Source organism: Oceanimonas smirnovii ATCC BAA-899 (genome assembly GCF_000381965.1).
In the GTDB taxonomy this organism is placed as follows: domain Bacteria; phylum Pseudomonadota; class Gammaproteobacteria; order Enterobacterales; family Aeromonadaceae; genus Oceanimonas; species Oceanimonas smirnovii.
In genome coordinates this window covers 205,557-220,840 of record NZ_KB908456.1, presented here as the reverse complement: position 1 = coordinate 220,840, position 15,284 = coordinate 205,557, and the positions used below count along the sequence as shown (strand labels likewise).

General features: G+C 59.3%; 12 protein-coding genes. 7 read left to right on the top strand and 5 right to left on the bottom strand.

From position 1 onward, the window contains the following. Positions 1-5: 5 nt before the first annotated feature. The 3 genes from G364_RS0105305 to G364_RS0105295 form a co-directional block, all read right to left on the bottom strand. Entirely contained in the window at positions 6-2,264 is a 2,259-nt protein-coding gene (locus G364_RS0105305) for a hybrid sensor histidine kinase/response regulator (protein ID WP_019934119.1), read from the bottom strand. Continuing rightward, the gene (locus G364_RS0105300; protein ID WP_019934118.1) at positions 2,264-3,013 is read right to left on the bottom strand and encodes a substrate-binding periplasmic protein; all 750 of its coding nucleotides are present in this window, start codon (positions 3,011-3,013) and stop codon (positions 2,264-2,266) included. Before G364_RS0105300 ends, G364_RS0105305 begins: the two co-directional genes overlap by 1 nt. A gap of 61 nt (positions 3,014-3,074) precedes the next feature. Beyond that, positions 3,075-4,154, bottom strand: a complete 1,080-nt coding sequence (locus G364_RS0105295) for a GlxA family transcriptional regulator (RefSeq protein WP_019934117.1) — start codon at positions 4,152-4,154, stop codon at positions 3,075-3,077. A gap of 262 nt (positions 4,155-4,416) precedes the next feature. Here G364_RS0105295 and G364_RS0105290 point away from each other — a divergent pair, with 262 nt between their 5' ends. The 5 genes from G364_RS0105290 (at position 4,417) to purU (ending at position 10,561) form a co-directional block, all read left to right on the top strand. Next, positions 4,417-5,676, top strand: coding sequence for a sarcosine oxidase subunit beta family protein (locus tag G364_RS0105290; protein WP_019934116.1), 1,260 nt, complete (start codon positions 4,417-4,419; stop codon positions 5,674-5,676). Positions 5,677-5,699: 23 nt separating this feature from the next. Continuing rightward, complete coding sequence (locus G364_RS0105285) at positions 5,700-5,978, top strand: sarcosine oxidase subunit delta (protein ID WP_019934115.1); 279 nt, start codon at positions 5,700-5,702, stop codon at positions 5,976-5,978. Further along, complete coding sequence (locus G364_RS0105280; RefSeq protein ID WP_019934114.1) at positions 5,975-9,007, top strand: sarcosine oxidase subunit alpha family protein; 3,033 nt, start codon at positions 5,975-5,977, stop codon at positions 9,005-9,007. Before G364_RS0105285 ends, G364_RS0105280 begins: the two co-directional genes overlap by 4 nt. Continuing rightward, positions 8,997-9,626 carry a sarcosine oxidase subunit gamma gene (locus G364_RS0105275; RefSeq protein ID WP_019934113.1) on the top strand — a complete coding sequence of 210 codons (630 nt, stop codon included), beginning with the start codon at positions 8,997-8,999 and terminating at the stop codon, positions 9,624-9,626. Before G364_RS0105280 ends, G364_RS0105275 begins: the two co-directional genes overlap by 11 nt. 68 nt (positions 9,627-9,694) lie before the next feature. Beyond that, on the top strand, positions 9,695-10,561 hold the full coding sequence (gene purU, locus G364_RS0105270; protein WP_019934112.1) for a formyltetrahydrofolate deformylase: 867 nt from the start codon (positions 9,695-9,697) through the stop codon (positions 10,559-10,561). Between the two features lie 33 nt (positions 10,562-10,594). On the opposite strand, the gene G364_RS0105265 is transcribed toward purU, so the two are convergent. After that, a complete protein-coding gene (locus tag G364_RS0105265) occupies positions 10,595-11,398 on the bottom strand; it encodes an MliC family protein (protein WP_245541385.1) in 804 nt (267 codons plus the stop codon). A 14-nt stretch (positions 11,399-11,412) separates the two neighbouring features. Continuing rightward, positions 11,413-12,963, bottom strand: a complete 1,551-nt coding sequence (tyrR, locus tag G364_RS0105260; protein WP_019934110.1) for a transcriptional regulator TyrR — start codon at positions 12,961-12,963, stop codon at positions 11,413-11,415. A gap of 205 nt (positions 12,964-13,168) precedes the next feature. Here tyrR and G364_RS0105255 point away from each other — a divergent pair, with 205 nt between their 5' ends. Together G364_RS0105255 and G364_RS0105250 are read left to right on the top strand one after the other, a co-directional pair. Beyond that, positions 13,169-13,726, top strand: a complete 558-nt coding sequence (locus tag G364_RS0105255) for an acyl-CoA thioesterase (protein WP_026344709.1) — start codon at positions 13,169-13,171, stop codon at positions 13,724-13,726. Beyond that, complete coding sequence (locus G364_RS0105250) at positions 13,701-15,137, top strand: aminotransferase-like domain-containing protein (RefSeq protein WP_019934108.1); 1,437 nt, start codon at positions 13,701-13,703, stop codon at positions 15,135-15,137. Before G364_RS0105255 ends, G364_RS0105250 begins: the two co-directional genes overlap by 26 nt. Positions 15,138-15,284 lie beyond the last annotated feature (147 nt).

Genomic DNA, 15,284 nt, shown 5'->3' with positions numbered 1-15,284 from the left:
CAGGGTTATTTACGCTCCAGCCGCTGGCACAGCACCACCAGGGTTTTGCGGGTGTCCCGAATAATGCGCTCCAGCGCTGCTATTGGCAGCTGCTGAAACGGCGTTTGCGCATTGGCTGCCTGCTCCAGCTCGTTCAGGGCCTGTGCCAGCCGATCTTGAGCCAGCATGCCGGCAGTGCCGCCCAAACGATGAGCCAGCCGGGCCAGCTCGTGATGGTCTTCGTCTTCCATGGCACGCTGCAGCTCGGCGGTTCTGGCGGGCAGCTCACTGGCAAAGCTTTTTACCATGGCCAGCAGCCGGCTTCGGCCCAGCACCCGCAGGTGCTCCTGCAGCAGGGGCTGATCCAGCGCCAGCTCCGGCTGCAGTTTTATGTCCATGGCCCTGGCCAGCGCCTGAGTGAGCCGTGGCCATTGTACCGGCTTGGCCACCACGGCTTTCAGGCCCGCATCCAGATAGCGGCGTATGTCTTCCGGAGTCACGCTGGCGGTGAGGGCAATTACGGGCGTGTCCTGATTCAGGCCGGTAATTTGTTCCCGCAGCTGACGGCTGGTTTCCAGGCCATCCATGCCCGGCAGGTGCATGTCCATTAAAATGGCATCAAAGGCCTGCATGCGCGCCATTTCCAGCGCCTGCTCGCCGCTTTCTGCCTGGCTGACAATATGGTGATGCTGCTCCAGCAGCGCAGTGAGAATGCCTCTGTTAATGGCCACGTCTTCCACCAGCAGCAGGCTGAGGCTGGGCAGGGCAGCCAGCTCGGTGTGCTGGGCTTGTGACAGGGGAGCCACCCTGGTGAGCGGCAGGGTAAAGCTGAACCGGCTGCCCTGACCGGGCGCGCTGTCCAGGTTCAGAGTGCCGCCCATGGCTTCAATCAGCCGGCGGGAAATGGCCAGCCCCAAGCCAGTGCCGCCATAGCGCCGGCTAATGCTCTCATCGGCCTGAGTAAAGCGGTCAAAAATGCGATGTTGCTGTTCGCTGGCAATGCCAATGCCGTTGTCTTCCACCACAAACTGCCAGCCCTTGCCTACCGGGCGCACCGCCAGCCGTACCTGGCCGCCTTCTTCGGTAAACTTGATGGCGTTGGAGAGCAGGTTAATCAGCACCTGACGCACCCGGCCGGCATGGCCCAGGAGCCAGGGCAAGGAATCGGGGGCATTGAGCCGCAGCCGAATTTGTTTGGCACCGGCATAGCCCTGCATCATGGCAATGGTACTTTCCAGCAGCTCGCTCAGGGCAAAGGGCGCAGGATCTTCCGGCAGCGGGCCTTGTTCCAGTGCGGCATAGTCGAGCACGTCGTTCAGCAGCATCAGCAGGTGATCTGCCGAGTGTTGCAGCGTATCTATCAGGCCTTTTTCGGCGCGGTGTTCCATGGCCGGCTTAAGCAGGGTAAGGGTGCCCAGAATGCCGTTCATGGGAGTGCGCAGCTCGTGAGTCATATTGGCAATAAAGCGGGATTTGGCACTGTCGGCGGCTTCTGCCTCTTCCTTGGCCTGACGCAGGTTCTGTGTGCGTTTGTCGACCAGGGCTTCGAGTTTTTTCTTGTCGTGTTGCAGCTCGCTCTGGCGACGCTCCACCGACTGGCGCATGGTGTTGATGGCACCGACCAGGGTGTCGAGTTCATCGGGCAGCTCCCCCCGGCTGCGGGCCAGGTTAAGGGGCGCGGCATCGGGGCGGCCCTCACCAATCTGCTCCACATAGCGGGCCATGCGCTCCAGATGACGGGTGACCCGCCGGCGAAATACCAGCATCAGGCTCAGTGCAATCAGCAGCACGGTTAACGACTGACCCAGCAAAATGGTACGGGCCCGCAAAAACAGCTGATGACGAATGCTTTGCTTGCTGAATGCCACTTCCAGCTGGCCCACCTGCTGCGGCCCAAGGGCCGGGCTGGGATAAATCAGCTCAAAGCGGTGGCGGTTAACACTGTCATTACTCAGGCGCTGGCCAAGCGTAAGCGGCTGCGCCAGACCATCTCCGGTCACGGTAAGGCTGGCCATATGAGGCATGTCGAGCATACTGTCGAGCTGCAGCATGGCCTGAGGCAAATTGAGATCCCACAGGCTCTGAGACAGTCCTTCCAGATAGCTGTCTTCAATCAGTGCCAGGCGCTCGTTCATGTCCTGGCTGATTTTACGGTGATCCAGCCATACCTGAACCGTGGTGGAGAGCAGGGTAAAGCACAGGCTCACTCCTATCACCAGCCAGAACAGGCGAAAACTCAAGGTGCGCCGGCGGGAGCGGGGCAGCATGCTCAGCAAGGTACTCATCAGGGGGCATCCAGGTATTTGCGTTCATAAAAAGGCGTAATACGCGCTATATAGTGTTCTTCGGCCAGTTCCTGCAGCCGGGCCGACAGCACCGGTAGCAAGGGCTCAAGCACTGAGCCTTTGGGCACGGCCAGATGATAATACTCCAGTGTGAGCAACGTCGGCAGGGGCTGCACTCTATCTGCCAGCGCCAGCTTTTGTGCCTGCAACCGGCCGGTAATCAGGCCAATGGGCATGTAGTCGATACGGCCCATCGCCAGCTTGTGAAAATTTTGCTTGCCGGTAGACACCCGTTCCACATGAGGATGACGGCGGACTTTTTGATCAAAGTCGTCGCCAAAGCTGTCACCGAATAACATGCCCAGGGTGTTGCTGCCGAGATCCCAGGGGCTGCGGCTGCCGTTGCCGAAATGAGTAAACAGTACCACAGGATCCGCCACTATGGGGGTGTGGCTGAAGACAAAGTTGCGCTCCCGGGCGTGCGTTTTATAGGCAGCAACCAGCAGGTCTACCTGGCCCCGGCGGGCTGCCAGCTGGCAGCGCTTCCAGTTGCCAAATACACGCATATTAAGGTGATAGCCCTGCTCTGAGAGCAGCTTGCGAACCAGGTGAGGAGCAATGCCGGTCAGCTCGTTGTCTTGCTCCCAGGAAACGGGTGGTGTTTCCGGGTGGCCGCAGGCGGTGATCACCGCGGGTTGGGCAAGGGCCAGTGCCGGAATAAACAGTAACAGCGAGAAAAACATCAACATCACAATACCGCTCTGACACAGCCGTTCACGTCATATCCTTTCCTGTTTTGCATACTGATATTCATTTATCTTTCCGTGGTGATGACAGGGGGCAGGCCCGATGGCGTAATTGTCTGGCCTGGCTGGGCGACACGCCAAAAAAGTCCTTGAAGCAATGGCTGAAGTGAGTGGAGCTGACAAAGCCGCAGGCCACCGCTATGTTGGCAATGCTGGCATCGCTTTGCAGCAGCAACCGCCGCGCCTGAGTGATGCGCAGCTCCAGATAATAACGGGACGGGGTGGTTTGCAGGTGGGTCTGAAACAGCCGCTCCACCCGCCGGCGCGACAGCTGCACATAGCCTGCCAGCTCCGCTATGCCAAGTGGCTCTTCTATGTTGCTGTTCATCAGTCGCAGCAAATTACGTAATACCTCGGGCAGGGCAGTGTCATGCTCGGCCAGCGCCAGCCGGGTTTCACTGCTGTCTGCAAGGCGGTCACTGCTTAATATTTCACGAATGGCACGCACCGTATCCCGGCCATGCAGCCGCTCTATCAGCATCAGCATCATTTCCAGGGCGCTGCTGGGGCCGGCGCTGGTCAGAATGCGTTCATCCACCACCATGGCCTGACTGGATACCTCCACCTGCGGAAAGCGTTCTCTGGCGTAGCTGTGGTTGTCCGGGTGAATGGCGCAGCTGTGCTGATTAAGGGTGCCGGCATGGGCCAGGGCCACGGCACCGTTCCACAGGCCTGCCAGTACTTTTTCCCGCCGGTTGGCCAGCTTCAGCTTGCGGGTCAGCAGCAGTTGTTCCGACAGGTCGCAACGAAAACCGCCACATACCACCAGCACGTCCAGCGCCTCGTCACCGTCCAGAGGCAGATCGGCCAGGGCGTGGCTGGTGGCAATATCAATGGCCAGATCACTGGTAACGGCGGTGCCATGCAGGCCATAGCTGGATACGCTGAACAGGGGGGTGGACTGCACCAGGTTGGCAGTAACCAGTGCATCCACGGCGGCAGTAAAGGCCATCATGGAAAAATGTGGCTGCAACACAAAACCCACCCGCACCGGTGCGCTGCCCGGCGAACGAGCCGGCAGAAAGGCGCTGTTGGTGTCACGCAGCCGGTGGCTGAAGTGACGTTTTTCACTGGCTTGAGACATGTTTTTATGTGATTGCGCGCTTCGGTGACAAGCGACTGACTATTGGTAACTGCGTATTCGCTGAATATTACCCCGCCGGAGCCACCATTGCACTCTTTGGCCGTGCCGCAGCAGCAAAGCAACGCCCGTTTCACACTTGTTGCGCAAATGTGATTTTTTGTCGCAAATACGCAGCTTTGCGCCGCAGGCAGGCAGCTGCTGCTGGTGGGAGGGCAGTAGTATGCCCTTAACGCAACAGCTGCATATACACGGAGGTTTTAACATGTTCAGCCAACCATATTCAGGATTTGGTCTGCTCAAGCACGCCCTCACGCACCACGAGAACTGGCAGAAGGTATGGCAGAACCCCACGCCCAGGCACGAAGGCTACGATGTGATTATTGTGGGCGGCGGCGGCCATGGTCTGGCCACGGCCTATTACCTGGCCAAGGAGCACGGCATTACCAATGTGGCGGTGATTGAAAAGGGCTATCTGGGCGGCGGCAACACCGCCCGTAACACCACCATAGTGCGTTCCAACTATTTGTGGGACGAAGCGTCCTGGCTCTATGAGCACTCCATGAAGCTGTGGGAAGGACTGGCTCAGGAGCTGAACTACAACCTGATGTTCAGCCAGCGGGGCGTGCTTAATCTGGGGCATACCCTGCAGGATATGCGCGACATCGAGCGCCGGGTGAACGCCAATCGCCTGAACGGCATCGACAGTGAAGTGCTCTACACCAAGGACGTGCAGGAGCTGGTGCCGATTCTGGACTGCTCCAAAAATGCCCGTTACCCGGTGCTGGGTGCGTCCTGGCAGCCCCGTGGCGGCACCGCCCGGCACGACGCCGTGGCCTGGGGCTTTGCCCGCGCCGCCGACGCCATGGGCGTGCACCTGATCCAGCAGACCGAAGTTACCGGCATTCGCCGTGAAAACGGTGCTGTCACCGGCGTAGATACCAGCCGCGGCTTTATTCGGGCCCCCAAGGTGGCCTGCGTGACCGCCGGCAACTCAGGCGTCATGGCCAATATGGTGGGCATGAAGCTGCCGCTGGAGTCTCACCCGCTGCAGGCCATGGTGTCCGAGCCGGTGAAGCCCATTCTCGACACTGTGGTGATGTCCAATCATGTGCACGGCTATGTGTCTCAGTCCGACAAGGGGGATCTGGTGATCGGTGCCGGCATCGACAGCTACCTGGGTTATGGCCAGCGCGGCTCCTTCCCGGTGGTGGAAGAGACCATGGCGGCCATTGTGGAAATGTTCCCGATTTTCAGCCGGGTACGTCTGAACCGCACCTGGGGCGGCATTGTGGACACCTGCCCCGATGCCTGTCCGATTATTTCCAAGACCCATATCAAGGGCCTCTATTTCAACTGCGGCTGGGGCACGGGCGGCTTTAAGGCCACCCCGGGCTCAGGCAATGTGTTTGCTCACACCATTGCCAATGACGAGCCCCACGAACTGGCCAAACCCTTTAACGTGGACCGCTTTACCACCGGCCATCTGATTGACGAGCACGGCGCAGCCGGCGTTGCCCACTAGTTGCCGAACCAAGGAGAGAGACAATGTTTTACATTTATTGTCCGCACTGCGGCGAACACCGGGAAGAAGAAGAATTCAACTACGGCGGCGAGGCGCACCTTGCCCGCCCCGCGGATCCCAATGCGCTGAATGACAAGGAATGGGCCGAATATCTGTTTTTGCGCAAGAACCCCCGTGGCCTGCATCAGGAGATGTGGTACCACGCCGCCGGTTGCCGCAAATTCTTTAACGCCAGCCGGCATACCGTGACCTATGAATTCAAGGAAACCTACAAGATAGGTGAGCAAGGAGGCCAGTCATGAGCCAGCAAAACCGCATTCAGGGCAGAGGCCGGGTAGACGCCGGCAAGCCGTTCAACTTTATTTTCAACGGCAAGCGCTATGAAGGCCTGGCCGGAGACACCATTGCCTCGGCCCTGCTGGCCAACGGCGTTGACGTGGTAGGCCGTTCGTTCAAATATTCCCGCCCGCGGGGCATTATGGCGGCCGGCTCCGACGAGCCGAACTGCATTTTGCAGGTGGGCAGCAGTGAAGCCACCATGATCCCCAACGTGCGTGGCACTCAGGCTGAACTCTACGACGGCCTGACCGCGGCCAGCACCAACGGCTGGCCCAATGTGGAAAAGGATCTGATGGGCATGGTGGGCAAGCTCGGCGGCAGCATGATGCCCCCCGGCTTCTATTACAAAACCTTTATGTATCCCCAGTCCATGTGGCCCAAATATGAGCACCTGATCCGCAAGGCCGCTGGCCTGGGCCGGGTGCCGAAAGAGCGGGATCCGGACACCTACGACAAGCTCAATCATCACTGCGATGTGCTGGTGGTGGGCGGTGGTGCCGCCGGCCTGACCGCGGCGCTGGCAGCCGGTCGCCGGGGCGCGCGGGTCATTCTGGTGGACGAGCAGAACGAATTCGGCGGCCACCTGCTGCACAGCACGCAGCAAATTAACGGTCAGGCTCCGGCGGCCTGGGCAGAAGCGGCGGTAAAGGAGCTGGAAAATCTGCCCGACGTGACCCTGCTGCCCCGCAGCACCGCTGCCGGTTATTACGATCAGAACTTTGTGAGCGTGATGGAGCGGCGCACCGATCATCTGGGTGAGCGGGTGTCCGGCAAGAGCCGCCAGCGACTGCACCGCATTCGTGCCGGCCGCGTTATTCTGGCCACCGGTGCCCAGGAGCGGCCGCTGGTGTTTGCCAACAACGACCTGCCCGGCTGCTATGTGGCCAGCGCGCTGTCTACCTACGTTAACCGCTACGGCGTGGCCCCGGGCAAGCGCCTGGTACTGATGACGTGTAACGATTACGGCTATCAGGCCGCCCTCGACTGGCTGGATGCCGGCCGCGAAGTGGTGGCGGTGGTAGACAGCCGCGCCAACCCCAGCGGTGACCGCTATCAGCAGCTCAAGGCACGGGGTGTAAACATTTATACCGGCCATGGTCTGATTGAAGCCACCGGCAAAAAGCGGGTGAACGGGGCCAAAGTCGCCCCCATCACCAGCGACGGCAGCCGCGTCACCGGCAGCGCCGTACAGCTTGGCTGTGACACCATTGCCAGCTCCGGCGGCTGGAGCCCGGTGGTGCACCTGACGGCTCACACCGGATCCCGTCCGGTCTGGAACGCCGATATTATTGGTTTTGTACCCGGCGAAACCGTGCAGAAGCAACTGCTGGCCGGGGGCGTGCAGGGCACTTATGGTTTGTCTGCCGTGCTGGCCGAGGGCCTGAAGGCCGGCCGTGAGGCCGCCGTGGCCACCGGTTACGGTGAGATTTCTGCCAAGGTGACGGATGCCGATGTCAAGACCACGGATCCGCAGGAAGACAGGGCTCAGGCGCTGTTCCTGGTGCCCCACAGCCGTGCCAACAGCCGCGCGCCCAAGCAGTTTGTGGATTATCAGAACGACGTGACCGCCGCCGGCATTGAGCTGGCCGTGCGCGAAGGCTTTGAGTCCATCGAGCATATCAAGCGCTATACCGCCATGGGTTTTGGTACCGATCAGGGCAAGCTGGGCAATATCAACGGCATGGCCATTGCTGCTAATGCCATGGGCAAGAGCATTCCGGAAACCGGCACCACCGTATTCCGCCCCAACTACACCCCGATCACCATGGGGGCCTTTGCCGGACGCAATGCGGGTCACCTGTTCGACCCGGCCCGCTTCAGCGCCATGCATGCCTGGCATGTGAAGAACGGCGCCGAGTTTGAGGACGTGGGCCAGTGGAAGCGCCCCTGGTACTTCCCCAAGGCGGGCGAAGACATGCACCAGGCGGTGAACCGCGAGTGTGTGGCGGCGCGCACCAGCGTGGGCATTCTCGACGCTTCAACCCTGGGCAAGATCGACATTCAGGGCAAGGACGCGCGGGAATTTCTGCAGCGCATTTACACCAACGCCTGGGCCAAGCTCAACCCCGGTTTCTGCCGCTATGGCCTGATGTGTAAAGAAGACGGCATGGTGTTTGATGATGGTGTGACTTCCTGCATCAGTGACGAGCACTTTGTGATGACCACCACCACCGGCGGCGCCGCCGGCGTGCTGCAGTGGCTGGAGCTGTGGCACCAGACCGAATGGCCGGAGCTGGAAGTGTATTTCACTTCCGTGACCGACCACTGGGCCACCATGACGGTATCCGGCCCCAACAGCCGCAGAGTGCTGGAAAAGGTCTGTGAAGACGTGGATCTGAGCCGCGATGCCTTTCCCTTTATGACCTGGCGCGATGCCACCATTGCCGGCGTGAAGGGACGCATCTTCCGTATCTCCTTTACCGGTGAGCTGAGCTTTGAGGTGAACGTGCAGGCCAACTACGGCATGCATGTGTGGGAGGCGCTGATGGAGGCGGGGGCCGAGTTCAATATTACCCCCTATGGCACCGAAACCATGCACGTGCTGCGGGCCGAGAAGGGCTTCATCATTGTGGGCCAGGATACCGACGGTTCTGTGACCCCGCAGGATCTGAACATGGACTGGTGCGTGGGCAAGAACAAGCCGTTCCCCTACATTGGTCAGCGTTCCTGGGCGCGGGAAGACACGGCGCGCACCGATCGCAAGCAGCTGGTGGGCCTGAAGTGCAAGGAAGCCAAAACCGTGATTCCGGAAGGTGCCCAGATAGTGCTGGACCCCAACCATGCCATTCCGATGCCGATGGTGGGCCATGTGTCATCCAGTTATTACAGTGCCAATCTGGGCCACAACATTGCCATGGGCGTGGTCAAGGATGGCCTGAACAGAATGGGCGAAACCGTATATTGCCCGCTGGCGGACGGCCGCGTGCTGGAAGCCGAAATCACCAGCACTGTTTTCTATGATCCCAAAGGAGAGCGTCAGCATGTTGAATAACACCGCCAAAGTAACCGATACCCAACAGCAGGTGCGGGTAGAGTCCCCGCTGTATCATGCCAACCTCGACGCCCTGGCCAGTCAGGATCAGCAAGGAGAGGTGGTGCTGCGCGAAAAGGCCTTTATGGGCCACCTGGTATTGCGGGGCAATGCGGGCAACGAGCTGTTTGCCCGCACCGTAGAAAAAGTGCTGGGCGTGGCGCTGCCCACTCAGGCCTGTAGCTCGGCCGAGAGCAGCAAGGCGCTGGTACAGTGGCTGTCGCCCGATGAGTGGCTGATCATTACCGAGGGTGGTGAGGAAGGCCCGTTGCAGCAGACCCTGCGTGAGCAGCTATCGGGCCACTATGCCATCACAGACGTGAGCGGCGGCCAGACCGTGATAGCACTGTCCGGCCCCAAGGCGGAAATGGTGATTCGCAAGTCGTGTCCCTACGACATTCATCCGTCCAGGTTCCCCACCGGCAAGTGTGTGGGCACGGTATTTGCCAAAAGCTCGGCGCTGCTGCGCCGCACCGGGGCTGACAGCTTTGAGCTGGTGATCCGCCGCAGCTTTGCCGACTACCTGTGGATGTGGTTGCAGGATGCCAGCCGGGAATACGGCCTGGTGATCGAGAAGTAAGGTAAACCAGGGCCCGGTTCACGCCGGGCCTGATTGCAAGGAACACGCATCGCCATGGGAGGCAGAGCATGGATCAGCACGACACCTTTATTCTTACTGCCAGTTGTGAAAGCCGGCTGGGCACAGTGGATGCGGTGACCGGTTATCTGTATGAGCAACAATGCTATGTGGCGGACATGCAGACCTTTGACGATGCCCGCGCCGGTTACTTTTTTATTCGTGTGGAGTTTCGCAAGCCCGAGCAGGGCGAGTTTAATGAAGCCGCCTTTCGCGATGGCTTTGCCGTCCGGGCACAAAAGTATGCCATGGAGTGGGAGCTGAGCGAACGCAGCCACAGGCCCAATGTGGTGATCATGGTGTCGAAGTTTGATCATTGCCTGAATGATCTGCTGTATCGCTACCGCACCGGGCAGCTGGCCATCGAAATTCCGGCGATTATTTCCAACCATCCGGATCTGCAGCGGCTGGCCGACTGGCACCATATTCCCTATTACCACCTGCCCATTACCCCCGACACCAAGGCTGAGCAGGAAGCGCAGCTGTGGAACATAGTGCAGGAGTCCCATGCCGAGCTGGTGGTGCTGGCGCGCTACATGCAGGTATTAAGCCCGGATTTGTGTAACAAGCTGGCGGGCCGTGCCATCAATATTCATCACTCCCTGCTGCCCGGATTCAAGGGCGCTCAGCCTTATCATCAGGCCTATGCCAAGGGGGTGAAGCTGGTGGGGGCCACGGCCCATTACATCAATAACGAGCTGGATGAAGGCCCCATTATTACTCAGGGGGTGCAGGCGGTGGATCACAGCCATTATCCGGAAGAGCTGGTAGCCAAGGGCCGCGACATAGAATGCGTGACCCTGGCCCGGGCCATTGAATACCACATTGAAAAGCGAGTGTTTATGTACCAGGGCAAAACGGTGGTACTGGGCAGCTGACACTAACCGGCCTGCATCAGCAGGCCGGTTTGCTTATTGTGCTATTACACACTTCATTTCCGGAGCCTTGTATCCCCAGCGGACGGTGGCTTCCCCCTGATGCTCCCAGAAGCTTTCGTTACGGCCTTCATAGCGGCTGCCGCTGGCGCTGGGCTGCACATACATGAGTGATACGCTGTCGCCGTATTCTGCGATGAGTGTCGCGGGCTCGGTGTCAAAATGGGTGATAACCACTTCATTGGCCGGATTGCCGTTGCAACTGAAGGCAAAAGGCCCGCGGGCCGGTACCAGCCGGTAGCGGGCCTGCAGCTCAGCAGTGCGCAGCTGATATTGCTCCCGCACACAGGTACGCTGGTCTGCACTTTTCCAGCATTCATTGCGGCCCTTGATCCAGCCGCGCTGGCTGGCTTTCAGGGTAGGCGGGTGTTCATCGGCCGCCTTGGCCTGCGCCTGCTCATAGACCTCTGCCAGCTGCCGGTCCTGCGTTGCCAGGCCGGCGTCGTTGCAGATCATTTCTTCCGTGCTGCCGGGCGTAACCGCCTCACAGGAGAAGGACGGTCTTTGTTTAACTATGCCGTCAATATATTCACACCAGGCCTGAGTATCGCGCCCGGGCACACTGGCCTTGCCACGAATATTCAGCCGGAATTCCACCACCGACTTCCATTCATCGGAGCCGATATCCGGGCCATGGCCCTGACCGTCGCTGGTCTGCACTCGTTGCTCCACCCATTGAGCCCATTCGGGCGAGCACAAGGGGGCTGCAGGCCGGGCTGCCTGCTGGGCGCAGGCCGACAGTGCCGGTATCGCCAGTAGTAATAAAATGAATTTCATCATGACTCCGTGAACCGTTATTTTTTATGCTTGCCTATTCCATAGTCTCTGAGCTTGTTGGCCACTGCAGTATGGGAGATGCCCAGGCGTTTGGCCAGCAGCCTGCTGGACGGATATTCCGGATACAGCCGCTCCAGCAGCAGGCGCTCAAACCCTTTCATGGCGTCATCCAGGGAGCCGTCACAAAGGGCATGCAGCTCCGGCAGGCTGTTATGCTCGGGCAGGGACAAGTCGCCCACATCCAGCTCGTCTCCTTCCAGCAGGCAAATGGCCCGGTACAAACAGTTACCCAGCTGACGCACGTTGCCGGGCCAGGGATAGTGCTGCAGATAGTCGGCCAGCTTTGGGGTTATTCTGGGCTGAGAACGCTCCAGTGCGGCGGCATAGCGGGTGCACAGGTGCCGGGCCATGGGCAATATGTCTTTTTGCCGCTCCCGCAGTGAGGGCACCCGCAGGTTGAGCACGTTGAGCCGGTAGAACAGATCCTGACGGAACTGACCGTTTTCCACCAGAGCCGCCAGGTCCTGCTGGCTGGTGCAGATCACTCGAATATCCACCTTCACTTCCTGCTCATCGCCCAGCCGCCGGAATACGCCGTCCTGCAGCACACGCAGCAGCTTGCGTTGCTGTAACGGTGACATTTCACCAATCTCATCCAGCAGCAGAGTACCGCCGTTGGCCTGCTCCAGCACACCACGCTTGCCTTTGGTGTTATTGCCAAAGGCACCGGGCGCATAACCGAACAGCTCGTTTTCGGCAGCGTCATCGGGAATGGCAGCACAGTTGAGCAAAATAAAGGGGCCCTCGCCGCGCAGGCTGGCCTTGTGGCAGGCGCGGGCCAGCTGCTCCTTGCCGGTGCCGGTTTCCCCCAGGATCAGCAGGGGGGCGTCCAGCACCGCCAGCCGGCGGGCTTCGTTTAACAGTTCACTCATGGCCGGGCTGTGCGCAATAAAATCGTCAAAGTGACCGGTTTCACGGTGGCGCATGGCCTTGAAGTGCTGACCGATGCGCCAGGCAGATTTGAACACCACCACAGCACCGGCCAGACTTTGCCCGCCAGATTCTTCCTTCACCCAAATAGGCAGAAAATCTGCCAGCCAGGGTTCACCGTCAATGGTGACCCGCTCACTCAGGGGCAGAGGCTTGTCCTGCTCCAGCCAGCGGCTGACAAAAACGCCTTTCAGACGCGGCCCCAGGGGTTGCTGCAACAGCTCGGCCTGGGGGGCGTTGAGCAAAGTGCAGGCGGCGTCGTTGGCCAGGGTAATACGCCCCTTGATATCCACCGCCACCACGGCATCGGGCAGCACTTTAAGCAGGGCAGAAATGGCATTGTGCTCCTGCTCTGAAGGCATGCAGGTAATGGTCTGCACATCGTGCACCCCGGGCAGACGCCGAATGGCCGGCATCAAATGTTGCAGCTCGGCAAAGTCGAGAGCGGGAAAGTTAAGATAGATGATGCCACTGATGTCTATTTCGATGCCGCGCAAATCAATGCGGTGCTCCACCAGAATATTCAGCAGCTCCCGGGTCAGGCCCAGGCGGTCTTCACAGTTTACTTTCAGGCGCATGCGTTATACCGGTAAAGAGGCAATAGGTGTAAATAATACCTTACACTTGTTGTTGCAAGCGACTAAAGTCGTAGTAAAACGTGATTAATCCGTTTTTTAGCGGCTTGTGTGGTTTACCTGAGGGGCTGGCTCGTCCATGCTTGCCATCCTGCGCGCCGGTGGCACGTATTCTTAATAAAAAACAGTCAGTATGTCAGGTGAAGTAATGAGTGAAGCGGTTTTTTCTACGGTCAAGTCGTCCCAGGTGATCCTCAAGGAGTTGATGGTGCCTTCTTACGCCAACTTTGGCGGCAAGGTTCACGGAGGCATCATTCTGTCACTGATGGACAAAATCGCCTACACCTGTGCTGCCAGCCATGCCAAGGGCTATTGCGTGACGGCCTCGGTCGACTCGGTGGACTTTTTAAATCCGGTGGAAGTGGGCGAGTTACTGACGCTGTATGCCTCGGTTAACTATGTGGGCAAAAGCTCGATGGAAGTGGGCATCAAGGTCGTATCGGAAGACTTTAAGCAGGGTATCGTCAAGCATACCAACACCTCTTATTTCACCATGGTGGCGCTGGATGAAAAGACCCGCAAGCCCAGTGCTGTGCCGGGCCTGGTGCTGGAAGACGAGCAGGAAATACGTCGCTTTGTGATGGGTAAACTGCGTAAAAAACTGCGCCGTGCCCATCAGCAGGAAGTGGCTGATTTGCGCCAGTCGCTAAGTCTGGATCAGGAAATGGCTGAGCTGGAAGGTGAAAACTGCCGGCTGGCGCTGTGAAGTGACCAGCAAGTACCGCCGTCTTGCCCGGCAGTTGCAGGGACAGATTGAAAACGGTGTCTGGCAGCCTGGTGATAAGCTGCCGTCGCTCAGGGAGACAGTGAAGCAATCCGGCTTCAGTCTGATGACGGTATTAAATGCGTATCAGCTGCTGGAAAGTCAGGGCTGGATCCTGGCGCAGCCCCAGTCCGGTTACCGGGTTGCTCCGTGCCAGCACAGCCCTGCCAACCTGGCCCGTCCGGCGCTGCATGCCGCCGAGGCGGTGGATGTTAATGCTTTCATTTTCAATGTCTTACAATCCGGCCAACAACCGGACTGTGTGGCCTTTGGTTCGGCGTTTCCCGATGCGTCACTGTTTCCTCAGGAGCAGCTGGCCCGCTCCCTAGGCCGGGTTGCCCGGCATCTGACACCGGATCAGCAATTGGTGCTGCCGCCGGGTTGTGCTGAACTGCGCCGGGCCATTGCGCGCCGCTATGCCGCCCGTGGCATGGAGGTAACGCCGGAAGAGATAGTGATTACGTCCGGTGCGCTGGAAGCGCTGAACCTCAGCCTGCAGACACTCACCCGGCCGGGAGACTGGGTGGTGGTAGAAGCACCGGCCTTTTATGGTGCTCTGCAGGCCATTGAGCGTTTGCAGCTAAAGGCGCTGGCGGTGCCGGCAGACGTGACTGCCGGCCTGGATCTTGATGCCCTTGCCGATGCCCTTGGCCGTTATCCGGTAAAAGCCTGCTGGCTGATGAGCCATTGTCAGAATCCGCTGGGTGTCAGTCTGGGGGTACAATCCCGCTCCCGGCTGCTGGCACTGCTGCGTGAGCATCAGGTGCCGCTGATTGAAGATGATGTATATATGGAGCTCTATGATGGCGAGCGAGCACCATTACCCCTGCGGGCGCAGGACCCGGGTGTGCTGCACTGCTCTTCGTTTTCCAAGACCCTTGCCACGGGGCTGCGTATTGGCTGGGTATCGGCAGGAAAACGGGCTCCGGATATTCAGCGGCTGCAACTGATGAGTACCCTGTCTACCAGCGCGCCCATGCAGCTGGCTCTGGCTGACTATCTTGCATCCCACCATTACGACCGGCATCTGCGTACGTTACGCAGAGTGCTGCAACAGCGTAAGCAACGGTTTTATGAGGCCCTGTGTCAGCTGCTGCCGGCGCAGGTCAGAGTAGATCCCGGCACTGGCGGCTACTTTTTATGGCTGAGTCTGCCGGAGAGTATGGATGCAACCCGTCTTTATCACCTTGCCCTGGCGGAAGGGATTACCATTGCTCCCGGCCGTATGTTCGCCGCCGGTGAGCAGTTCCGGCATTGTTTCAGGCTGAATGTGTCGCTGCCCTGGAACTCCCGTACAGAAGCGGCCGTTGGCCGTTTGTCTGTCTTGATCAGAGCGCTTATTTCAGGCTGCTGACCGCATACTGTTATGGTTTTGGCCGGTTGCCCGGCATGAACTGTTATCGTTTTTGTGGCTGTGACTGTTTATGTCAGGCATCTGTCAGCCATGTTTTACTGCGTTATTGACCGGCCGCATCAGGGCCGTAAACCACAACGCAAGTGA